This is a genomic window from Brevundimonas staleyi (assembly GCF_041893865.1).
Lineage (GTDB): Bacteria > Pseudomonadota > Alphaproteobacteria > Caulobacterales > Caulobacteraceae > Brevundimonas > Brevundimonas staleyi.
In genome coordinates, this window is sequence record NZ_CP169082.1 from 1627500 (window position 1) to 1650389 (window position 22890).

General features: G+C 67.9%; 19 protein-coding genes. 15 read left to right on the forward strand and 4 right to left on the reverse strand.

Annotation, left to right across the window (positions count from 1 at the left end):
- Positions 1 to 43: 43 nt before the first annotated feature.
- Together ACETK8_RS08050 and ACETK8_RS08055 are read left to right on the forward strand one after the other, a co-directional pair.
- The gene (locus ACETK8_RS08050) at positions 44 to 1918 is read left to right on the forward strand and encodes a PAS domain-containing protein (RefSeq protein WP_374038991.1); all 1875 of its coding nucleotides are present in this window, start codon (positions 44 to 46) and stop codon (positions 1916 to 1918) included.
- 145 nt (positions 1919 to 2063) lie between these two features.
- Complete coding sequence (locus tag ACETK8_RS08055; RefSeq protein ID WP_374038992.1) at positions 2064 to 4160, forward strand: putative bifunctional diguanylate cyclase/phosphodiesterase; 2097 nt, start codon at positions 2064 to 2066, stop codon at positions 4158 to 4160.
- A 19-nt stretch (positions 4161 to 4179) separates the two neighbouring features.
- On the opposite strand, the gene ACETK8_RS08060 is transcribed toward ACETK8_RS08055, so the two are convergent.
- Positions 4180 to 4404: a hypothetical protein gene (locus ACETK8_RS08060; RefSeq protein WP_374038993.1), complete on the reverse strand. Its 225-nt coding sequence runs from the start codon at positions 4402 to 4404 to the stop codon at positions 4180 to 4182.
- Positions 4405 to 4581: 177 nt separating this feature from the next.
- On the opposite strand from ACETK8_RS08060, the gene ACETK8_RS08065 reads away from it, so the two are divergent.
- From ACETK8_RS08065 to mnhG, 6 genes are read left to right on the forward strand one after another with little or no spacing between them, the layout of a single operon-like run.
- On the forward strand, positions 4582 to 7512 hold the full coding sequence (locus ACETK8_RS08065; RefSeq protein WP_374038994.1) for a monovalent cation/H+ antiporter subunit A: 2931 nt from the start codon (positions 4582 to 4584) through the stop codon (positions 7510 to 7512).
- Positions 7512 to 7853, forward strand: a complete 342-nt coding sequence (locus ACETK8_RS08070; protein ID WP_374039368.1) for a Na+/H+ antiporter subunit C — start codon at positions 7512 to 7514, stop codon at positions 7851 to 7853. Before ACETK8_RS08065 ends, ACETK8_RS08070 begins: the two co-directional genes overlap by 1 nt.
- Positions 7850 to 9445, forward strand: coding sequence for a monovalent cation/H+ antiporter subunit D (locus tag ACETK8_RS08075; RefSeq protein WP_374038995.1), 1596 nt, complete (start codon positions 7850 to 7852; stop codon positions 9443 to 9445). The genes ACETK8_RS08070 and ACETK8_RS08075 overlap by 4 nt, the downstream gene beginning before the upstream one ends.
- The gene (locus ACETK8_RS08080; RefSeq protein ID WP_374038996.1) at positions 9442 to 9927 is read left to right on the forward strand and encodes a Na+/H+ antiporter subunit E; all 486 of its coding nucleotides are present in this window, start codon (positions 9442 to 9444) and stop codon (positions 9925 to 9927) included. Before ACETK8_RS08075 ends, ACETK8_RS08080 begins: the two co-directional genes overlap by 4 nt.
- A complete protein-coding gene (locus ACETK8_RS08085; protein WP_374038997.1) occupies positions 9924 to 10205 on the forward strand; it encodes a K+/H+ antiporter subunit F in 282 nt (93 codons plus the stop codon). Before ACETK8_RS08080 ends, ACETK8_RS08085 begins: the two co-directional genes overlap by 4 nt.
- Positions 10202 to 10579, forward strand: coding sequence for a monovalent cation/H(+) antiporter subunit G (mnhG, locus tag ACETK8_RS08090; RefSeq protein ID WP_374038998.1), 378 nt, complete (start codon positions 10202 to 10204; stop codon positions 10577 to 10579). The genes ACETK8_RS08085 and mnhG overlap by 4 nt, the downstream gene beginning before the upstream one ends.
- A gap of 6 nt (positions 10580 to 10585) precedes the next feature.
- Here mnhG and ACETK8_RS08095 read toward each other — a convergent pair whose 3' ends face one another.
- The 3 genes from ACETK8_RS08095 to ACETK8_RS08105 are packed head-to-tail and all read right to left on the reverse strand — an operon-like array spanning position 10586 to position 13821.
- Positions 10586 to 11422, reverse strand: a complete 837-nt coding sequence (locus tag ACETK8_RS08095) for a winged helix-turn-helix transcriptional regulator (protein WP_374038999.1) — start codon at positions 11420 to 11422, stop codon at positions 10586 to 10588.
- Between the two features lie 15 nt (positions 11423 to 11437).
- Positions 11438 to 12481 carry a phosphotransferase family protein gene (locus tag ACETK8_RS08100; RefSeq protein WP_374039000.1) on the reverse strand — a complete coding sequence of 348 codons (1044 nt, stop codon included), beginning with the start codon at positions 12479 to 12481 and terminating at the stop codon, positions 11438 to 11440.
- The gene (locus ACETK8_RS08105) at positions 12478 to 13821 is read right to left on the reverse strand and encodes a phytoene desaturase family protein (RefSeq protein ID WP_374039001.1); all 1344 of its coding nucleotides are present in this window, start codon (positions 13819 to 13821) and stop codon (positions 12478 to 12480) included. Before ACETK8_RS08105 ends, ACETK8_RS08100 begins: the two co-directional genes overlap by 4 nt.
- Positions 13822 to 14129: 308 nt before the next feature.
- Between ACETK8_RS08105 and ACETK8_RS08110 the strand changes: the two genes are divergently transcribed.
- The 7 genes from ACETK8_RS08110 (at position 14130) to ACETK8_RS08140 (ending at position 22807) form a co-directional block, all read left to right on the forward strand.
- The gene (locus tag ACETK8_RS08110) at positions 14130 to 16427 is read left to right on the forward strand and encodes a TonB-dependent receptor (protein WP_374039002.1); all 2298 of its coding nucleotides are present in this window, start codon (positions 14130 to 14132) and stop codon (positions 16425 to 16427) included.
- A gap of 24 nt (positions 16428 to 16451) precedes the next feature.
- Entirely contained in the window at positions 16452 to 16844 is a 393-nt protein-coding gene (locus ACETK8_RS08115) for a nuclear transport factor 2 family protein (protein WP_374039003.1), read from the forward strand.
- Between the two features lies 1 nt (position 16845).
- Entirely contained in the window at positions 16846 to 17877 is a 1032-nt protein-coding gene (locus ACETK8_RS08120) for a phosphotransferase family protein (protein WP_374039004.1), read from the forward strand.
- Positions 17878 to 17887: 10 nt separating this feature from the next.
- Complete coding sequence (locus tag ACETK8_RS08125) at positions 17888 to 19597, forward strand: class I adenylate-forming enzyme family protein (protein WP_374039005.1); 1710 nt, start codon at positions 17888 to 17890, stop codon at positions 19595 to 19597.
- Between the two features lie 41 nt (positions 19598 to 19638).
- Entirely contained in the window at positions 19639 to 20634 is a 996-nt protein-coding gene (locus ACETK8_RS08130) for a winged helix-turn-helix transcriptional regulator (protein ID WP_374039006.1), read from the forward strand.
- A gap of 71 nt (positions 20635 to 20705) precedes the next feature.
- Positions 20706 to 21482: an enoyl-CoA hydratase gene (locus ACETK8_RS08135; protein ID WP_374039007.1), complete on the forward strand. Its 777-nt coding sequence runs from the start codon at positions 20706 to 20708 to the stop codon at positions 21480 to 21482.
- Positions 21479 to 22807 carry a spinster family MFS transporter gene (locus ACETK8_RS08140; protein ID WP_374039008.1) on the forward strand — a complete coding sequence of 443 codons (1329 nt, stop codon included), beginning with the start codon at positions 21479 to 21481 and terminating at the stop codon, positions 22805 to 22807. The genes ACETK8_RS08135 and ACETK8_RS08140 overlap by 4 nt, the downstream gene beginning before the upstream one ends.
- Positions 22808 to 22890 lie beyond the last annotated feature (83 nt).

Consider the following 22890-nt stretch of genomic DNA (forward strand, 5'->3'; position numbering starts at 1 on the left):
ATTGTAAGGGCAAGGGACCGCCAAGGGCCCGCGCGAGGATTCCATGGGGCGCTTGCACCCGTTCGCCGACGACAGTCGTTCAACCCAGCCCTGTGCGGCGCAGGCGCGCATTCATGCCGCCGGCCGCAGCGCCGAGATCATTCGCAACCTGCCCTGGGAAGCGACGCCGCTGGGCGCGCTGGACAGCTGGGACAGCGAGTTCGTGTCGCATCTGAGCCTGGTGCTGGAAGCGCATTTCCCGATGTTCCTGACCTGGGGGCCGGGACACCATCTGTTCTACAACGACGCCTTCGAGAGCGTTCTGGTGGGCAAGGGCGATTGCATCGGACGTCCGATCTCCGCCGTCTTCCCCGAAGCCTGGCCTCAGGTGCGCGCCTATTGCGAGGCGGCCCTGGGCGGACGTTCGACCTATCTGGAAGACCTGCCCATCGCCCTGGTACGGAACTTCACCCTGAGCACGACCTGGTGGGCCGTATCCTATTCCCCGGCGCGGGGCGCGGACGGGGCGGTGGGGGGCGTGCTGGGCGTCCTCTACGAGACGACCCGACGGGTGGCGTCGGAGGAAACCCTTAGGTCGCGCGAGGCGGCCCTGCTGGCGGTCACGGACACTGTGCCGGGCCTGCTGTGGCGAGCGGATACCAAGGGTCGGTTCATGTGGGCGAACCCGGCGCTGGAGACCTATCTGGGTCTGGAAAAGCCATCCGACGCCTTTTGGAACGAGTTCGTGCATCCGGAGGACATGGCGGCGAGCCGTGAGGTCCATGACACCTGTATGCTGTCGGGACGGCCGTTCGAGTGCCAGCAGAGGCTGAAGAAGGCGGACGGCGCCTGGCGCTGGTTCATCGTTCGGGCCCAGCAGATTCCCGACAACGAAGGCAACGTCACCGGCTGGGTGGGTTCGGCGTCCGACATCCACGACTGGCGATCCGGCGCCGACAAGGCGGACGAGACCGAAGGCCTGGTCCGGCGCTACCACGAGAGCGAGGCGACCCTGATGTGGGTCGGGACGGTGGTCAGCCGGGAGATCGAATCCCTCAACCCCGACACCTGCGCGACCTGGGCCCTGCCCGACGACGGATCGCCGATCGTGTGGGAGACCTGGCTGGACTTCGCCCATCCGGACGACCGGGCGCTGTTGTCGACCATGTTCGACCGGGCGGCGGCGGGGGAGGTGGCCCAGACCCGGTTCCGCAGTCCGGGGCCGAACGGCACGGTGCGCCGGTTCCACGCCACGGCTTTCGCCATGCCCACGGGCGCCGACGGGATGCGGCGCGTGGGTGGGCTGATCGTCGAGGTGGCCTCCAGCGACGATCCGCGCATCTATCTGGTCGACGACCGGCCGGCCGCGCAGGACAGTATGGCGATGGCCCTGGTGCGGCGCGGGTTCCGCGTGCGCAGCTTCGACGACGAGGCGGCGTTCCGGAAGATCTCCGCCGATCTGGCGCCCGGCTGCGTCGTCCTGGCGGTCGGAGACGACATCGAGCCGGCGCTGAAGACGGCGTCCGTGCTGAAGGCGGACGGGCGGTTGCCCTGGATCGTGACCGGCGCCCTGCAGGATCGTCTGAGGGATGTGGTCCAGTTCATGAAGCTGGGCGCGGCGGACATCCTGAACTCGCCGGGACCCGACGACGTGGCGGCGGCCGGCCATGCGGCCCTGGCCATCGCCTTCGGCAAGAGCACGGACACCCAGGCGCCGGCCAACGCGCGTCAGAAGATCTTCGAACTGAGCCCGCGCGAGCGGCAGGTGTTCGACGGCCTGGTCAAGGGCGGCACCAACAAGACCATCGGTCGAGATCTGAACCTGAGCCCGCGCACCGTGGAAACGCACCGGGCTCACGTCATGGATCGACTGGGCGTCAGCACCCTGGCCGAGCTGGTCAAACTAGCCTCGGAAGGCGGCGTGACCTCGAAGGGTTAAGCGGGATTAAAGACGCCGAGGGGAGTTATCCTCAGGGTACAACCGGATGCTGTGCACTCCGTTCTTCGTAAAGTTCTCCAAGGGGGATGATGGGGTCTCCCGACGACGCGACCGACCCTGAACGTCGGCGCAATGAGGGGGCGCCTTGGAGAAGCTGCAGGCCAATATCCTTGAGAGAGTCGCGCGCGGCGAGACGCTCGAGACCATCACCAGCGCCCTTTGCGTGCATGTGGAGGAGATGCTGCCGGGCATCGTCTGCTCGATCGTCCGGGTGGATGCGGCCGGGCGGCTGACGGTCCTGACCGCCGCCAATCTGCCGGAGGCGCACCGGGAGGCCTTCCACGGCCTGGCGATCGGGCAGGGCGGAGGCGGCTGCGCCCACACGATCCAGCTGGGTCGGTCCATCGAGACGCCGGACATCGCCAACGATCCGCAGTGGGACAATGTCGCGGGCGTAGCCCTGTCCATCGGTCTGAGAGCCTGCTGGTCCACGCCGATCCTGGGCAAGGACGGCGCCGTTCTGGGGGCCTTCGCCTTCTATTTCCGCGAGGCCCGCACCTCGACCGAGGCCGAGCGGCATCTGGTTCAGGTCTGCACCTATCTGTGCGCCATCGCCATCGAGCGGGATCAACAGAACGCGGTCCTGCATCGCCTGGCCTATACCGACATGCTGACCGGCCTGCCGAACCGCACCGCCTTCAACGCCGTGTCGGAGCGGATCGGGACGGCCGAGCGGCCGTTCGGCGCCCTGTTGATCCTGGACCTGGACAACCTTCAGACCGTCAACGACGCCTTCGGCCATGGGTTCGGAGACTGCCTGATCCAGGCGGTGGCCCAGCGACTGTCGCTGTCCGCAGCGCCCTGCAAGGTGTTCCGGCTGAACGGCGACGAGTTCGCGGTCCTGGTCAACGCCGGGGACATCGACGCCGAGGGGGTGGACGGTCTGTCCGAACGGATCCTGGCCGGACTGCTGGAGCCGGTGGACTGTTTCGGGCGCAAGATCATGCCGCGCGCCACCATCGGGACGGCCTTCGCGGCGGAGGGGGCGCAGATCGACGCCCTGCGCCAGATGGCCGATTTCGCCCTCTATCACGCCAAGGACGCCAAGCGGGGCGGCTTCGTCCGCTATTCCGAAGAGCTCGGTGCGACCATGAGCCGACGTCTGGCCGCGATCCGCGAGGTCGACCTGGCGCTCGGCGACGATCGCATCGACGCCTACTACCAGCCCATCGTCCGCCTCGACACCGGGGAGATCGTGGGGCTGGAAGCCCTGTTCCGGGTCATCACCGAGACCGGCCAGATCCTGCCGGCGGGCGACTATTTCGAGGCGACGTCGGATGTTCATACGGCCACGCGGCTGACGGAGCGGATGCTGGACATCGTGGCGCGCGACGTGCGGGCCTGGCTGGATCAGGGCATCTGGTTCCAGCACGTCGGCATCAACGCCTCCTCCGCCGACTTCCAGAGCGGGCGGCTGCATGAAGTGCTGCGCGAAGCCTTCGAGCGCGAGGGCGTGGCCCTGAAGCATGTCATCCTGGAGGTGACCGAGAGCGTCTACATGGGCCAGGAAGGCGACGGCATCGCCCAGGCCATCCAGGACCTGCGGGCCAAGGGATTGCGGGTGGCGTTGGACGATTTCGGCACGGGGTTCGCGTCCCTGACCCACCTGCTGACGGTGCCGGTCGACGTCATCAAGATCGACAAGTCCTTCACCGCCCGGATGGAGCCGGACAGCCCCAGTTCGACCATCGTGGAGGGTCTCCTGGGCATCGCGGCCAAGCTGGGCATCCGGGTCGTCGCCGAAGGAGTCGAGACCCAGTTCCAGGCCGAGCGGTTGCGCGACTGGGGCTGCGCCCTGGGGCAGGGGTTCTACTATTCCCAGGCCGTCGATCGGGACAACATCACCCGGCTGCTGCACGAGAAGGCGCAGCGGCGCGATGCGGATTCCCTGCTGGCGTCGAAGCCCGGCGGGAGCCTGTTGGACGTTCCGCCGTCGGGCGCGCTGGCCCGCGAGGACATCGTCGTCCGCTACGCCATCCTTCTGTGCGGATCGGACTGGCGGGTGGTGTCGGAGCGGCGTCAGTTCGGCCGGTTCGCCACCCGGTCCGCCGCCCTGCAGTGCGCCATGGGTCTGGCGAGAGAGGCCATCGCTTCCGGCTGCGAAGTCGAACTTCTGCATGCCGACAGCGTCGGCGAGCTTCGGTCGTTCCGCCTGCCCGGAACCCGACAACTCGTCGCCTGAAGGCGGCGGGCCGTCCCCCTCAGCGGCCCGCCGCCGATGCCTTCGGAGTCTCGGTGGCCTTGGGCAAGTCGATCTTTCCGACCAGCCTCTGGCCCTGGACGACGGTGACGTGTTTGAAGGTCGGGCGGCTTTCCAGCCATTCCAGACCCATGCGGAGGGCCTGTTCGTCGGTCTTGGCCGTGATGTGGCTCGATATCGGCGTCGTCCCCGAGCCATCGTGAAGATGTAGAGAGTACGCGTTCATCCAACCGGAAGTCCCGGTTGCACGGTTGGTTCCGTACAGGCGGAGGTGATGTCGGCGCGCGTCAACCCCGGCGCCGGGCGAATTGACGCGGCCATTTGACAGGTGATGCGATCCATTCCCGTGCTGTAACGTTGCCGTTTTCCCGAACGCGCGCGCAGAGGCCCGACAAGACGACGCATGACCATCAGCCTGCTTCTCATCCTTCTCGTCGCCTTGCCCTTCGTCGGCGCGGTCGTGGCCGCAGGGCTTCCGCGACACGCCAGGACGAGCGCGGCGGTGCTGTCGTGGATCGTCGCCCTGGCCAGCGTGGTCTGTCTGATCGTGCTGTGGCCGCGATTCCAGGACGGGGAGATCCTCAGGCTCGACATCCCCTGGGTTCCGTCGCTGGGGCTGAACCTGGTGCTCAGGCTGGACGGCCTGTCGTGGCTGTTCAGCGCCCTGGTGCTGGGCATCGGCGCGCTCGTGGTCCTCTACGCCCGCTACTACATGTCGCCGAAGGATCCGGTGCCCCGGTTCTTCTCCTTCCTGCTGGCCTTCATGGGGGCGATGCAGGGGCTGGTGCTGTCCGGCAACCTGATCCAGATCGTCGTCTTCTGGGAGCTGACCAGCCTCTTCTCCTTCCTGTTGATCGGCTACTGGAACCAGAACCCGCTGGCGCGCGAGGGCGCGCGGATGGCGCTGACGATCACGGCGACGGGCGGGCTGGCCCTGCTGGTCGGCATGATTCTGCTGGGTCAGATCGCGGGCAGCTATGACCTCGATGTCGTGCTGGCGGCCCGCGACGCTATCCTGGCCGATCCGCGACACCTGTGGGCGCTGGGATTCATCCTGATCGGCGCCCTGACCAAGAGCGCGCAGTTCCCGTTCCACTTCTGGCTGCCGCGCGCGATGGCCGCGCCGACGCCGGTCAGCGCCTATCTGCATTCCGCGACCCTGGTGAAGGCGGGCATCTTCCTTCTGATCCGGTTCTGGCCGGTCTTCGCCGAGACCCAGATGTGGCTGGTCGTGGTCGGGGGCGCGGGGCTCATCACCCTGGTGGTCGGGGCGTGGACGGCCATCTTCCAGCACGATCTGAAGGGTCTGCTGGCCTATTCGACCATCAGCCATCTGGGCCTGATCGTGCTGCTGCTGGGTCTGGGCACGGAACTCGGGGCCATCGCCGCCATCTTCCATGTGGTGAACCACGCGACCTTCAAGGCGTCGCTGTTCATGGCCGCCGGGATCATCGACCACGAGGCCGGGTCACGCGACATGCGGAAGCTGAGCGGCCTGTTCCGCTTCATGCCGATCACCGCGACCCTGGCCATGGTGGCGGCGGCGGCCATGGCGGGCGTGCCTCTGTTGAACGGCTTCCTGTCCAAGGAGATGTTCCTGGCTGAGACCGTGGCCGAGGCGGGATTGCATCCGCTGGCGGCCGGACTGCCGATCGTGGCGACCTTGGCCAGCGCCTTCAGCGTCCTGTATTCACTGCGATTCATTCACGCGACCTTCTTCGGTCCGGCGCCGACCCTACTGGATCGCGTCCCGCATGAACCACCGGGCTGGATGCGGCGGCCGGTCGAGATCCTGGTCGTGCTGTGCCTGGTGGTCGGCATCGCGCCGGCCCTCACGGTAGGCCCGTTCCTGCGCAGCGCGGCTGTGTCGGTGCTCGGCCTAGACCTGCCTTACTACAGCCTGAAGATCTGGCACGGGTTCAACCTGCCGCTGTTGCTCAGCGTTCTGGCCCTGGCCAGCGGCGTGACCCTCTATGTGCTGTTCGGGCGTCGCATTCATGCGGGCGCAGGCGGCGGGCCGCTGGCGGTGCGCTGGCTGAACGGCGGCTATCTGTTCGAGAAGACCATGACCGGCGTCTATCGCCTCGCCGAGGCGGGGACGAAATGGCTAGGCGCCGGCGGGGTGCAGCAGCAGTTGCGCGCCATCATCCTGACGGCGGTGGCGGCGGTTGCGGCGGCGGCGATCTGGTCGGGCGGGGTGTTCGTGGCGGAGATGCCGACGCCGACGGGATCGGCGTCCGAACTGGCCTTCGTCCTGCTGTGGCTGGTGGGCGGGGCCTGCGCCATCGCCGCCGCCTGGCAAGCGAAGTATCACCGGCTGGCCGCCGTCGTCCTGATGGGCGGGGCGGGGCTGGCCAGTTGCCTGTCCTTCCTGTGGCTGTCGGCGCCGGACCTGGCCATCACCCAGCTGCTGGTCGAGATCGTGACGACGGTGCTGCTGCTGCTGGGTCTGCGCTGGCTGCCCAAGCGGCTGGAGACCATCAAGGTCCCCGAGCGGCTGCAGAGGCGATCGCGCCTTCGCCGTCGGTTCGATCTGGTTCTGGCGGCGATCGTCGGAACGGGACTGGCCGCCGCCGCCTATGCGATCATGACCCGGCCGGCCCTGATGGACGGGGTGTCTCGCTACTATGCGGAACAGGCCTATGCACTGGCCGGCGGACGCAACCTGGTCAATGTGATCCTGGTCGACTTCCGCGCCTTCGACACCTTCGGCGAGATCACCGTCCTGGGCATCGTGGGCCTGACGGTCTTCATCCTGTTGCGACGGTTCAGGCCCCACGACGACAGCCTGCCGGATCCGTCGCAGAAGCGCCGACAGGCCGCCGCCGACCGCAAGCGGGAGGACCGGGCCGAGGGCGACACCCTGAAGGAGACCATGCTGGTGCCGCAGGTGGTGATGCGCTGGATGTTCCCCTTCGTCATCCTGTTCGCCGTCCATCTGTTCCTGCGCGGGCACGACCTGCCGGGCGGGGGCTTCGCGGCGGGCATCGCCCTGTCGGTGGCCTTCGTGCTGCAATACATGGCGTCGGGCGCGCGGTGGGTGGAGGACCGGCTGGAGATCCGGCCCGCCCTTTGGATCGGCTCGGGCCTGCTGATCGCAACCCTGGCGGGCGTGGCCGCCTGGATGTTCGGCAGGCCGTTCCTGACCTCGTACTTCCAGTACGCCGAACTGCCGCTTCTGGGACGCGTGCCGATCGCCAGCGCCCTGGTGTTCGATCTGGGCGTGGTCATCCTGGTGCTGGGGGCGACGGTGATGATGCTGGTCGCCCTGGCACACCAGTCGTTGCGGAAGCCCCGCCAGACCGAGACCACCGACAAGGGAGACGGCCGATGATCGAGATCGTCCTGGCCCTCGCCATCGGGGTTCTGGCCGCGTCCGGAACCTGGCTGCTGCTGCGTCCCCGGACCTTCCAGGTCATCATGGGACTGTGCCTGCTGTCCTATGCGGTCAACATCTTCATCTTCGCCATGGGGCGGCTGCGGATCGCGGCGGCGCCCGTGACGCAGTCGGGGATGGAGACGCTGGCTCCCTATGACGACCCGACGCCCCAGGCCTTGGTCCTGACGGCCATCGTCATCAGCTTCGCCCTGACCGCCCTGTTCCTGGTGGTGGTCCTGGCCGCGCGCGGGGCGACCGGCAGCGACCATGTCGACGGCGAGGAGCCGAAGGCATGAGCGGCTGGATGGAGCATTTGATCATCGGTCCCATCGTCCTGCCTCTGGCGGTGGCGGCGGGGATGCTGCTGATCGACGAGCGGCGGCGCATCCTCAAGGGCGCGCTGAGCCTGATCACCATGACGGCCATCCTCGTCATGGCCGGCATCCTGATCCACGAAAGCGCGACGGGGGCGGCGGACGGTGGGGATGTCGCGCGCGTCTATGCGCTGGGCGACTGGGCGGCGCCGTATGGAATCGTTCTGGTCGCGGACCGGCTGTCGACCCTGATGCTGGCGCTGACGGCGGTGCTGGGGCTGTGCGCCCTGATCTTCTCTCTGGCGCGCTGGGACCGGGCGGGGCCGAGGTTCCACGCCCTGTTCCTGTTGCTCGTGATGGGGGTGAACGGGGCGCTGCTGACCGGCGACCTGTTCAACCTGTTCGTCTTCTTCGAGATCATGCTGGCGGCCTCCTACGGGATGGTGCTGCATGGATCGGGCGAGAAGCGGATCAAGGCGGGGCTGGGCTATATCGCGGTCAATCTGACGGCGTCCCTGCTGTTCCTGATCGGGGTGGCGCTGATCTACGGCCTGACCGGGACGCTGAACATGGCGGACCTGGCCGCGCGGGTGGCGGACATCCCGGGGCAGGATCGCGGCCTGTTCCATGTCGCGGTCGCGGTGCTGGGCGTCGCCTTCCTGATCAAGTCGGCGGCCTGGCCCATGGGCTTCTGGCTGCCTTCGACCTATTCGGCCGCCAGCGCCCCGGCGGCGGCGGTCCTGGCCATCCTGTCCAAGGTCGGGGTCTATGTGATCCTGAGGCTGACCGGACTGGTCTTCTCGCCGATGGCCGGCGCCTCTGCGGGCTTCGGGCTGGAGGGGCTAGCGGTCATGGGGCTGGCGACCATGCTGTTCGGCGTGCTGGGCATACTGGCGGCGAAGGACCTCGTCCGCGCCGCCGCCTTCGCGGTGATGATCTCGTCCGGGACCCTTCTGGCCATGATCGGCCACGGCGGGACGGGCTCGCTCGGCGCCTCGCTCTACTACCTCGTCGGATCGACCCTGGGGTGCGCTGCCCTGTTCCTCGTCGCCGAGGTGCTGGAACGCGGGCGTGACGCGGGCGGGGACGCGCACAAGGCGGTGTTCGACGACGAGTATCGCGATCCGTTCGACGACACGGAGCGGAACGAGCCCGGCATCATCATCCCGGCCGCCGTCGCCGCCCTGGGCGGAGCGGTGATCCTGTGCGCCCTGATGATCGCCGGCCTGCCGCCCTTGGCCGGCTTCATCGGCAAGGCCGGGATGATCGTCGCCCTGGTCGCCTCGGCCGACGCGCTCGGCTGGACCATCACGGCCATGCTGGCCCTGTCGAGCCTGGCCGCCGTCATCAGCCTGACCCGGCTGGGCGTCGCCGCCGTCTGGGTGCGGGACGAGAGCGCGCCGCCGCTGGTGGTCGGGGCATGGGAGGCGATCGGCATCAGCGGCCTTCTGGGCGCCTGCCTTCTGATGTCGATCTTCGCCGAGCCGGTGCTGGCCTATGCCGATCATACCGCATCCTGGCTGACGACCCCGGCCGACTATGTCGGCGCGGTTCTGACGGGAGCGGGCCGATGAGACGGATCCTGCCGCACCCCCTGTTGTCGCTGGGCCTGTTCGCGGCCTCGGTGCTGCTGAGCGGAAGTCTGGGCGCGCCATCGCTCGCCCTGGGTCTGGTCATGGCTCTGGCCGCGCCCCAGGTCATGCGCGCCCTGCGGATCGATCCCGTGCGCGTGCGGGCGCCCGGCGCGATCCTGAAGCTGGCGGGCCGGGTGGCGATCGACGTCGTCCGCTCGAACATCGCGGTCGGTCAGGTCCTGGCCGGGCGTCGCGCCGACCGCGTGTCCGGCTTCATCCATATCCCGCTCGACCTCCGGGATCGCTATGGCCTGGCGGTGCTCGCCATCATCATCACCAGCACGCCGGGAACGCTGTGGGTCGAGTACGATCGCGCGCGGGGGCGGCTGCTGATGCACGTTCTGGATCTGGTGGACGAGGCGACCTGGATCGAGACCGTCAAGCAGAGGTATGAGCGCCCGCTGATGGAGATCTTCGAATGAGCGCGCGGGTCCTCGATCTGGGGCTGACCGCCGCCCTGATCCTGCTGGGACTGGCCATGGTCTGCGCGACCTTCCGCATCATTCGCGGGCCGCGGGCACAGGATCGCATCCTGGGCATGGACACCCTGTATCTGAACGGGATGCTGATGGCGGTGGTGTTCGGCGTGCGGACCGGCAGCGATCTGTACTTCGAGGCGGCCCTGGTGATCGGCATGCTGGGCTTCGCGGCGACCGTCGCCCTGGCCAAATTCCTGATGCGCGGCGAGGTGATCGAATGACCGGGACGACCCTGCCGGACTGGCTGGCCATCACGGTGGCGATCCTGGCGGTGTCGGGCGCGGCGCTGTCGCTGCTGGGCGCGTTCGGGCTGGTGCGGCTGACCTCCTTCTACGACCGGGTCCATGCCCCGACCCTGGGCGCCACATTGGGCATGGCGCTGATCCTGACGGCGTCCTGGCTTTACTTCGGCGGATCGCAGGGGCGGTGGCTGCCGCGAGAGGCTCTGATCGCGGTGTTCCTGACCGTCACAACGCCGGTGACCCTGATCCTCCTGGCGCGCGCCGCCCTGTTCCGGGATCGGACCGAGCCGTCGGAGCCGGAGGAGAAGGCTGTTCCGCCTGGGACGGAAGCCTCGGTCGAGGAGCGGCGCTGACGCCGATCAGCCCAACGCCAGCCGTCGTGGCGGAATTTCGAGACTGACGTCCTGAGCGGCGACCTTCAGGCCGCAGTGGGCGCAGAGGACCTGGCGGCGGGATTTATGCGGACGGTGGCGCGCGACGCCGTCTTCCAGCCAGGCCGCGCCCCAGCTTTCGACCATGTCGAGAATGTCGAGAAAGCCGCGCCCCTTGGCCGTCAGGATGTAGGGGGCGTGGGAGGAGGCGTGGGCGCGGGTCAGGATGTCCGCGCCGGTGAGCCATTGCAGGCGCTCCGTCAGGATGTTGCTGGCGATGGTCAGGCGGCGCTTCAGTTCGCCGAAGCGCTGGTCCTCATGCCGGAGCGCCCAGAGGATCAGTCCGGCCCAGCGGTCGCCGAGGACGCGGACGGAGCCGTGAACGATGGCGTCGCCGCGCGGGACGTCGACGCTGTCCCTGGACAGGCGGCGACGCGGGAAGGGGGCGGGGGCTTCATCGTCCGCCGAGGTCGGGGCTTCCGGGCCCACGAGCCGGGGCGTCAGGATGCGGTTGCAGGGTTGGTGCCGGAGTTTCACGCGGGCGGCGGGCGACTGTTCGTTCCAGCGGGTCTCCCAGCCGAGCATGACGACGGCGACGGAATAAAAGTCCATGCCTGCGGGCGTCACGCGCCATCGGCCGTCGCCGTCGCCCGTCAGGAGGCCTGCTGCGGTGAGGGCGTCCAGCCGGCTGCGGACCGTGGTCAGGGGCAGGCGGGTGGCGGACTGGAAATCGTCCTCGGTCCGCATGCCGGTCCAGGCCGCCTCCATCAGCATAAGGCTCGGGACGTCGCCGACGACCGCCAGGGTCTGACGCAGCGTGCTCACGACGCGGTCCGACGGTCAGGAGCGAAGCGCCTCCGCCATACGTCGGGCGCGGGCCGCCAGGGGGCGGACGGCGGCGCCGAAACCTTCGGCCTGATCGGACACCCGCGTGCCGTGGCGCGCCCGATACTGGACCCCGTGATAGATCGCGGCGGAGCGGAAGACATTGAAGCAGGCCAGTACAGGATAGTGGTCCATCGGGCGAGAGGCGGCCCGGACGTACCATCCGACCATCGTCTCCTCGTCGGGAATGCCCCAGGCCTCGAGGTCGAGGCCGGCGAAGGAGTTGATCGGGGTGGGCCAGACATTGTGCGGCATGGGCAGGAGGGCGGCGTCCACGGTGGGATCGCCGAGCGTCGACAGCTCCCAGTCGATCAGGCCGGCGATGCGGGGCTCGGTCGCGTGGATGATGGTGTTGCCGATGCGGACGTCGCCATGGACGATGCGCGTCTCGACCTGGGCCGGCAGCATGGGTGGCAGGTGTTCGATCAGCCAGAACATGTCGTCCAGATCCTCGGGCTCCTCCTGGGCGAAGGCCTGGCCCAGGCGCAACATCTGGCGCTGGAGATAGCCGCTGTCCCACTTGCCGTAGTCCTCCAGCCCGACCGCGCGGGGATCGACGGAGTGGAGATGGGCGATGGCCGAGACGAAGTCGCGATAGATTTCGCGCCGCTCCTCGGGGGCGAAGCCGGGCAGGGTGCAGTCGTCGCTGACCCGGCCCTGGACGAAATCCATCAGGTAGAAGCGGCCGCCCAGAACGCTCTCGTCCTCGCAGGAGACGATGGTGCGCGGGACGGGCACGCCGCTGTCGGCCAGGGCGGACATGACGCGAAACTCGCGTTCGACCGAATGGCCGTAGACGCCCGCGCGCGCCGGGCGTTTGCGAAGGACATAGGTCCCGGTGTCGGCCTCGACCTTGAAGGTCGGGTTGGAGTTGCCGCCCTTCAGCAGGGCGGCGGAGATCGCCGGACCCATGCGGTCGGTGGAGCGGGCGAGGAAGGCGTTGAGGGCGGGGATGTCCAGCCAGGCGTCGCGGTCGGGGCCGGTCGGGGCGTCGGTCACAGGATCTGCTCCACGACCATCTTGGCGCTGAGGGCGGCGGCCGGGGTGCCGATGAAGCCCAGCGGCTTCACCCCGTCGCCGACGTTGAACAGGTTCGGGATTGGGGTCTCGACCGGCATGTCGTAGCCGGGCCAGCTCTTGTAGAGGGCGAACGGATCGTCGGGGTTGCGGCAGTGGACGTCCAGGATGCGGCCGCCGCGCGCTTCCAGATCGGGGATGACCGTGCTGGCGTCCTCGACGTTCAGCCGGGTCTCCTCCTCGATGTCCATGGGGCCGATACAACTGCCCGGGGTGCCGTAGAAGGTCGTCAGATGCCAGCCGGGCGGGGCCAGGTTGGGCGCGATCTTCGTCAGCCAGCCGAAGCTGACCACGCGGTTCAGACCGGCGGCCACCACCATGCCGGACGTGTCCATCGGCTCGAACGGGGTGGCGACGGCGGTGACGACGATGGGGGCGGAGCGAACGCGGGTCTGGAGTCGCTCGACATAGGCCGGCTCCATCTGCTGCTCGCCGGTCAGGGCCAGGGTTTCCTTGGGGCCGGCGTTGCTGACGACCCAGTCGGCGCGGGCGTTATGGGTCTGGCCATCGACCGCATAGACGACGCCGACGGCGCGGCCGTTCTCGACCTCGATCAACTGGACGTCGGCGTTCAGCACCAGTTCGCCGCCGAGCCGCATGAAGGCGTCGCCCAGACTGCGGCTGATCGCGGCGAAGCCTTCCGGTCCCATGCCGTATTTGTCGAAACGCCCGGCCATGGCCTTGGATGAGGCCCAGGCGAACCAGTGCTTCACCGGATATTCGAAGTCGTTCACCCCCGACATGGAGGAGGTGATGGCGTGGAACAGCTCCAGGATCGCGGGATTGTTGGTGTGGCGCAGCAGCCAGTCGCGGAAGGAGACGGAATCGTCCCAGCTGTCGCGTTGGGTGTCGCCGGCCAGGGCCTGCATCGCCTTGGCGCCCGCCATTTCCAGCGCCATCCGGCTCATGACCTTGGTCTGGTCCTTGCCGCCGGCCTGGGCGAAGAGCTCCAGCATCTTGGCCAGACTGCCCTTGGCGGGGAGTTCGTGGATCTTGCCGTCGACCCAGAAATAGGTCCGTGAGACCTCCACGACATTCATCTCGGCCCCGACCGTGCGGCAGATCTCGGGGATGATGCCGTCGAGCTGAATGGCGGTGGCGCCGAGGGGGATGCGGAAGCCCTCTATCGTCTTTGACCGGGTCCGTCCGCCGACCTCGTCCGCGCGTTCCAGCAGCAGCACCTGCTTGCCCGCGTGGGCCAAAAGCGCGGCGGCGCTGAGGCCCCCGATACCCGCGCCGATAATGATGGCGTCATAGCTCATTGGTTCGTCCTCCCATGCAAATGGTTGCATAACTTTCTGTAGTGAGCAACGATCCGCTCGACGCCAATGAGAGGTGGCAGTGGATATCGTAGCGATATGCAAGCCTGACTAAGCGGCGGGGTTGATGCGGTGCGACGGATTGAGAGGCCTATTGGCTTTATCAGGGTGAAAGAGAAGGTGGCTCCGTTCCTGTTTGCATCATGCAAAATGAACTTGCATTGACATACCAAAGTGGCCCGCATAGCGTTCGCAGGCTGGCGGCAGACCAGCGTGACTGGCTCAGCCAGCTATTCCCTGGGGAGGGACGTATGCGAAAGGCCGTGACCATGGCGGGCGTGAGCGCGCTCGCCATCCTGATGCTTCCAAACCTAGCTTCGGCCCAGACGGCCGGGGCGCAATCCACGGCGGTGGACGACATCATCGTCACCGCCCAGAGACGCGAGGTCGCCGCCCAAGACACGGCGGTCTCCCTGAGCGCCGTCAGCGGAGACACGCTGGAACGCGCCGGCATCCTGAACTTCCAGGCCCTGTCCGGATCGGTGCCGTCCTTCTCCCTGACCAACCAGGGCGTCCTGGATCAGGAGTTGAACATCCGGGGCGTGTCGAACACGCGACTGGATGCACCGACCTCGGACCAGTCGATCGGCGTGTTCCTGGACGACGTCTTCGTGGGGCGGTCGGGCCTGATCAACACCGACTTCTTCGACATCGGCCGGATCGAGGTGATCCGCGGACCGCAGGGCGTGCTGCTGGGCCGGAACGTCGTCGGCGGCGCCTTGAGCGTCTATCCCAATGAGCCGACCTGGTCGCCGGACGCGATGATCAAGGCCGGCTACGGCAACTACGATTCCGTCCTTCTGGCCGGTCATGTGAACGGGGCGCTGAGCGAGCGACTGGCCGGGCGGATCGCCTTCCAGTACCGCGACCATTCCGGCTACAATCGCGATGTTCTCAACAACCGCGATCTCGACGACCTGACCTCGACCCAGGTGCGGGCGCAGCTGAAGTATGACGGCGGCGAGCGGTTCACGGCGCGACTGGCGCTGGACTACACCGATGACCGCTCCAACGGTCAGCACCGCGTGGCCATCGACGAGCCGACGGTGGCGGGGACGGGCCCGTGGAGCGCTACGCGCGCCGCCTTCGCAGCCTTCCGAGGCGGGCTGGATGTGCGCGAGGGCATTCCCGAGCACCTGACCTTCCTGGGCGCGAGCCGTCCGAACGAACAGAGGGTGCTGCGCGAGGCGTTCGGTGCGGCGCTGAAGCTCGACTTCCAGATCACCGACACCCTGCAACTGGTCAGCGTGACGGGCTATCGCGCGGGCGAGGGCGAGCAGGTCTATCACCAGTCCGGCGCCGGGCCGAACAGTCCGGTCGGGGTGGTCGTGCCCCTGGCCTTCTCCTTTCCGATCCAGGAGAACGAGGACCTGAAACAGGTCTCGCAGGAGCTCCGTCTGGTCTCGGACTATGGGCCCGACAGCCGGCTCGACTGGATCCTGGGCGGATACTTCTATCGCGACGACGTGTGGAAGCTGGACCACTGGCAGTCCGAGACGGCCCAGGCCCTGCCGACCCTGTCGGGCGAACAGACGTTCGACAACGACGGCTACACCCAGTCCTACGCCGTCTTCGGCCAGGTGGGATACCGGTTCACCGATCATCTGAAACTGACGGCCGGGGTGCGTTATAGCCACGATGAGAAGGGCGGTGTGATCACCGCCTTCCTGATCAACGGCGGCGACCGGTTCCGCCCCAACGATCTGGTCGGAATCTCGCCGTTGGACAGCTCCATCCGGCCGGGCGGGGGATACACGGCCGACTATGGAGCAAGCTGGTCCGAGGTCACGCCCCAGGCGACGTTGGAATACACGCCCAGCGACGACATCCTGATCTATGCGACCATCGCCAAGGGCTACAAGGGCGGCGGGTTCGAGGACACGCCAGCGAACCCGGCGGGGGCGCGGTTCGCCTATGATCCCGAGACGGTTGTCAACTACGAGGTCGGGGCTAAGATCGACTTCCTGGATCGCCGTGCGCGGTTCAACGCCGCCCTGTTCTACATGGACTACAAGAATCTGCAGGTGGCCCAGCAGATCGCGGCCTGCCTGTGTAACGTGACCGACAACGCCTCTGACGCCACCATCAAGGGGATAGAGGTGGAGGCCCTCTATCTGCCGACCGACTGGCTGAGGCTGTGGGCCAACGGGTCGGTGCTGGAGACGGAGTATGTCGACTTCATCGACAGCACCGGCGTGAACTATTCGGGTCGGGAACTGCAGCGCACTCCGCACGAGAAGTTCAGCGTCGGGGCCGAGGGAACCTGGGACCTGGGTTCCCAGTCGGACGCCCTGTCGGCGCGGATCGAATACACCTGGCAGAGCGACATGTCGTGGCAGCCGGCCAGCACCAGCCGCGAAGACTCCTACGGCCTCCTGAACGGCCGCGTCTCCTACGACCTGCCGATGGGGGATGCGACGGTGTCGGTGTGGGGGCGCAATCTGACCGACGAACTCTATCGCGTGAACGCCACCTATTACTTCGGCGACAATGTCTCGATCCTGGGCGAGCCCAGGACCTGGGGCGTCGAACTGACCAAGCGTTTCTGAACCTCAAGCCGGGACCAAGCCGCCATGGACGTCATTCATCCGACCATCATCCGTTTCCTGGACGCCTGGAAGGTGCTGGACGAGGAGGCCTATGTCGGGGTCTTCGCCGACCGCTTCCACACCCAGGACCCCTACGGCCAGACCGAGACCATCGAGGGCATCCGGAAACATGTCGCCGAGATCGACGGCAACTGGACCGATCTGGATTACCGCATGACCGACGCGGTTACGAACGGGACCAAGACCGCCATCGCCTACACCATCGAGATGACGGGCCAGTCGAACGGCTGGGAGGGGCAGCGGGTGGTGCTGAACTGCCTGGCCATCGTGGAGGTGGTCGACGACAAGATCACCCAGTGGAACGAGCAGTTCGACACCGGCGTGATGCGCCGGGCCCGCGTGAAGAAGGCGGCCTGAGATGGCGAACCTGCAGATCGACGCCGGCGCCCTGGCCGCCTATCTGAAGACCGCCGCGCCGGAGTGGTCGGGCGTGACCGATGTCTTCCAGATGAAGGGCGGCCAGTCCAACCCGACCTATCGCGTCGACACCGATCGTGGCCCGGTGGTCCTGCGGATGCGGCCGGTGGGCGCGCCTCTATGGGCGCACAACATCGCGAGGGAATACAAGGTCCTGGCGGCCCTGGGTCCCACCGACGTTCCGGTGCCGGAGGTCTATCACTACTGCACCGACGAGAGCGTCCTGGGCGGCGAGTTCTATCTGATGGAGTTCATCGAGGGACGGATCGAGGACGACTGTCGCCTGCCGGGATATTCCCCCGAGGAGCGGACGGCCATCTATCGGAGCTATGTCCAGGCTTACGCCCGGCTACACGCCGTGGACTGGGCGGCGGCGGGCCTGTCGGATTTCGGCAAGCACGACACCTATGCGGCCCGGCAACTGCATCTGCACGGCAAGGCCTTCGCCGGCTATTGCCCCGAGGGTATGCCGAATCTGGACTGGCTGCATGCCGAACTGACCAAGCGCGTGCCGCCGCAGGCGAAGACCGGACTGGTCCACGGCGACGTGAGGATGGGCAATGTGGTCCTGCACCCGACCGAACCGCGCGTGATCGCCCTTCTGGACTGGGAAATGTCCACCCTGGGCGATGTCTATGCCGACGCGGCCATCCTGACGGTGCCTTACTTCATGCCGGACAATCCGCAAGGCTATCTGGGCGACACCGACTTCGAGGCCAGCGGCATCCCCGATCTGGACACCCTGATCGCCTGGTATTGCGAGGATGCGGGCATCATGGAAATCCCGAACCTGGACTTCATGATCCTGTTCAATCTCTATCGCTACGCCGCTGTAAACTATGGCGTCGGTTACCGAGCGGAGCACGGCATGTCGGTTTCGGACGACGGGCATCTGTTCGGGCTGACAGCCCTGCCGATCTCGAAGCGCGCGCGGGCGATGGCCGAGGAGAGCATCGCCGCGGGACGTCTGTGAGCGTACGCCCATGATCGTCGTCGATCGTCGGCTGGCGGCCGCGTACCGGGCGGAGGGGTGGTGGCATGACCTGCGCCTCACCGACCTGCTGGACCGCCATGTTCGGGAGGCGCCGGAGGTCGAGGCCCTGGTCGATCCGCAGGACCGGTCGGCGCTGGTCGGCGGGGAGCCGCGTCGCCTGACCTGGGTTGAGGTCGGTCTGGCGGTCGACCGGACGGCGGCGACGCTGAACGGGCTGGGGCTGGGCAAGGACGATGTGATCCTGACCCAGCTGCCCAATGTGGTGGAGTACCCGATCCTCTATCTGGCCGCGTGGCGGCTCGGGATCATCGTCACGCCCCTGCCGGTGCAGCACCGGGAGAAGGAGATCGCCTTCTGCGCCAACCGCACGGGCGCGAAGGCCCTGGTGACGGTCCCAACCATCGGCGGCCGCGATCATCTGGCCTTGATGCGCTCGGCGCGGCCTCAGTGTTCGAGCGTCGTCCACATCCTGAGCTTCGGCGCGGGCGAGGGGGCGGTGGACCTGACGGCCGCCTCGGACGCGGTGACGGCGGACGATCTGGTCGAGGCGAAGCGGGCGGCAGGGGCGGCCCGTGTCACGGCGGACGACGTCACCACCATCTGCTGGACCTCGGGCACGGAGGCCGATCCCAAAGGCGTGCCGCGCAGCCACAACGAATGGCGCGGGGTGGCGACCTTCCTGACCTCGGCGGCGGAACTGCAGCCCGGAGCGCGTCTCCTGACACCCTTTCCACTGGTGAACATCAGCGGGGTGGGCAGCGGCATCACCGTCTGGCTGGAGTTGGGCGGGGCCATGGTGCTGCACCACCCGTTCGACCTCGATCTGTTCCTGAAGCAACTGCGCGAAGAGCGGATCGACTACACCACCACGGCGCCGGCCATCCTGACTCGTCTGCTGGAGCAGCCGGAGCGGCTGGAGGGGATCGACTTCGGGCGGCTGTCGCGCATCGGCTCGGGCTCTGCGCCCCTGTCCGAATGGCTCGTTTCGACCTGGCTGGATCGCTACGGCGTCGAACTGATCAACACCTATGGTTCGAACGAGGGCGCGGGTCTGGTGGCGACGCGGCGCGACGTGCCGGACCCGGCGGAGAGAGGCGTCTTCTTCCCCCGCTTCGGCGACCCGCGCTTCCGCTGGACCCATCTGATGGGCGACCGCATCCGGAACCGGCTGATCGATCCCGACACCGGCCGCGAGATCGACGAGCCCGGCGTGACCGGGGAGCTCAGGGTCAAGGGGCCGACCGTCTTCACCGAATACTGGAATGCGCCCGAACTGACCGCCGCCGCCTTCGACGACGAGGGCTGGTATCGGACCGGCGACCTGTTCGAGATCGCGGGCGACCGGGGCCAGTACTACCGCTTCGTCGGTCGGCTGAAGGACATCGTTCTGCGCGGCGGCATGAACATCTCCTGCGAGGAGATCGAAGGCTATCTGACTGCCCATCCGACCGTGCTGGAGGCGGCGGTGGTCGGCGCGCCGGACGAGGCTCTGGGCGAGCGGGTCTGCGCCTGCGTCGTGCCCGCGCCGGGGGCCGCGCCGACCCTGGCTGGACTGGTCGCCTTCCTCCGCGACGAATGGCGGATCGCCGTCTACAAACAGCCCGAACGGCTGGAGCTTTTCGACGCCCTGCCGCGCAACCCGGTGGGCAAGGTGCTCAAGAGGGAGTTGCGCGAGGCCGTCCGACAGCGGATGGAGTAGGGACCGACGCCGCGGTTCGCCCGGCGCAGCTCGTGACGTTCATGGCCAGATCCGCCACCCGTTCCTCAGCCCCGGCGCCGCGCGACGCCGCCCCACCGGTCCACAAGGACCTGAAGCTGACGCGCACCTGCTCCATCGCGCGGGCGCTGGAGGTCGTGGGCGATGCGCCGACCCTGTTGATCCTGCACGCCGCCTGGATCGGAGCGCGCCGGTTCGGCGATTTCCGCAGCCGCACCCAGCTGCTTCAGGCCCAGCTCAGCGACCGGCTGAAACGACTGGTGGCGCACGGGGTGTTCCGGCTGGAGCCGTATGGCGATTCCGAAAGTCGCATGGCCTATCGCCTGACGCCAAAGGGTCTGGACCTCTACTGGATGGCGCTGACGGGCGTGACGTGGGAGCGACGCTGGCTCACGCAGGAGCATCTGGGAAACATACGGTTGCGCCACCGAGGATGCGGCCACGCCTTCGTGCCGCTGACGGTCTGCACGACCTGCGATCATCAGATCCGGTTCGAGGACGTCACCCCCTCGGCCGGCCCCGGCGCCGGATGGATGTCGGCGACCTACAGCCGGCGGCGCCAGCAGCGGAACGTCATCGACCTGGAGGGGGCGGGACCCAGCTTCCTGACCGAGTCCATCCTGATCAACGGCGACCGCTGGGCGACCCTGATCCTGCGGGCCATCTTCTCGGGCTATCACCGCTTCGAGGACATCAGGCTGGACGCAGGAATGGCCACCAACATCCTGTCGGAACGACTGAATTGGCTCCAGTCGATCGGCATGGTGCGGGCCCAGACCTATGACGTCGCCTACAACCGCGTCGAATATCACCTGACCGAAAAGGGGGCGGAGTTCTATCCGATCCTGGTCATGCTGATGGTCTGGGGCGACGCCCATTACCCGTCGCCGGAGGGGCCGCCCGAGGTCCTGTTGCACGCGCCGGACGGTCATCCCCTGACGCCCGCCGTGGTCTGTTCCCATTGCCGAGAGCCGGTCGGACCGAGGGACGTGGAGTTCGAGAGGACGCCCGCCGACTGACCTGGTCATCGGACTTGCATTAACATACCAATGACGCCAGAGTTCTCTCCGGGAAGAGGGAACGATCCGGTATGAGCACGCCCGTCACGATGACCCGCCACGGCGGCGTCGCCCTGGTCACCCTCAATCGACCGGAGGCGCTGAACGCCATGTCCCGCGCGCTGCGCGAGGGTCTGTGCGCCGTCTTTGACGAGATCGACCGGGACCCCGAGATCGGCGCGGTCGTCCTGACCGGGGCGGGGCGGGCCTTCTGCGCCGGCATGGATCTGAAGGAGTGGGCGGCCGGATCGGTGGCGACCGATCCGCACGAATCCCTGCACGGGGCGGGCAATCCGTCCGAGGCCATCGAGCGGAACGCCAAGCCCGTCGTGGCCGCGATCAACGGCCCCTGCATCACCGGCGGGCTGGAACTGGCGCTGGCGTGCGACATCCTGATCGCGGGGGAGACGGCGCGCTTCGCCGACACCCACGTCCGGCTGGGCATCTATCCGGGCTGGGGGCTGAGCCAGAAACTGCCCCGGCTGATCGGCGTCTCGCGCGCCAAGGAGATGTCCCTGACGTCCAGTCCGATCCCGGCGGACCAGGCCCTGGCCTGGGGGCTGGTCAACCGGGTCGTGCCTCAGGAGGCCTTGCTCGACACGGCGCTGGAGATCGCCCGCGCCATCGCTGACCAGCCGCGCGAGGTCGCCATCCAGACCCGCCGCCTGATCGACGACGGCATGAAGCTCGACCTGGCCGAGGCGCTGGCGCTGGAGGAACAGCGCTGCGCCGAGCTGAACACCATCCGGGCCGAGGACGTGGGCGCGCGGCGCGAGGCCCTGCTGCAGGCCGGAAGGGCGTCGGCATGACCGAGGCGGTCGAGAAGCCCTGGCCCTCGGGACGCGTCGCCTGGTGGGCGGTGGTCGTCCTGACCCTGACCTACATCGTCTCCTTCATCGACCGGACCATCGTCAGCCTGCTGACCGAGCCGATCAAGGCGGACCTGGGGCTCAACGACACCCAGTTGTCGCTGTTGCAGGGCGTCGCCTTCGGCCTTTTCTACAGCATCATGGGCCTGCCGCTGGGCTGGCTGGCCGACAAGGTGTCGCGCAAGAAGGTCATCATCGTCGGGGTCACCGTCTGGTGCCTGGCCACGGCGGCGTGCGGCGCGGCCCAGAACTTCTGGCAGCTTTTCGTGGCGCGCATGGGCGTGGGGGCGGGGGAGGCCAGCTTCTCCCCGGCCGCCGTCTCCATCATCGCCGACAACTTCCCGCCCGAGCGACGCAGCCTGCCGCTCGGCCTCTATGCGTCGGCCGCCGCCGGGGGATCGGGCGCGGCCCTGGTGCTGGGCGGGGTGGTCATCGCGGCGGTGTCCGGCGCCCCGCGTCTGTCGCTGCCCTTGCTCGGCGAGATCGCGGTCTGGCAGGCGGTCTTCATCATCGTGGGCTTGAGCGGTCTGGTCTGCGCCCTTCTGATGATGACGGTGCGGGAGCCTGAGCGTCGGCACGCGATCCCGACGGGCGGCGCGGACGAGGCGGCGCCGGACACGCTGATCGGAGCGATGCGCCGCAATCCCCGCTATTTCGTCGGCGTTCTGGGCGCGGCGACCGTCCTGACCTGCCTGACCTACGCGGTCCTGTCCTGGGTTCCCGCCGCCTTCATCCGCGCGCATCAGTGGACGCCGTTGCAGATCGGGTCGAGCTACGGCCTGGTGCTGCTGATCTTCGGGCCCATCGGGGCGGTCGGCGGCGGCTGGCTGTCGGACGTGCTGAAGCGCCGGGGCGTCACGGGCGCGCCCTTCTGGGTCGGAGGCGGAGCCATGGCGCTGGTGGGGCCGCTGGTCGCCCTGGCCATGATGGCCCCGACGGGAGCCCTATCCGTCGCCCTGTTCGCCCCGGCCTTCGTGCTGTTCCTGGCGCCCGGCGGCATCCTGGTCGCGGCGGTGCAGGACGGGGTCGGCGGCGCCGTGCGCGCCCGCGCGGCGGCCGTCTATTATCTGGTGATCGGCGTGGTGGGCATGTTCGTGGGCCCGCTCAGCGTCGCCGCCCTGACCGACTACGTCTTCGCCGACCCGGCGGCCCTGCCGATATCCATCGCCGTGGTCGCGGTGTTGTTCTCGATCACAGCCAGCGCCCTGATGCTCTACGCACGTCCAGCCGCGCCGTCCGGCGTCCTTCGACCAAAGTCGCCCTGACGTCCGCGCCCTCGTGGTGTCACCTTGCCAGCAACGAGCGCCGTTCGCGGTGCGACAACGGTCGATAACGACCTTGCTGGGAG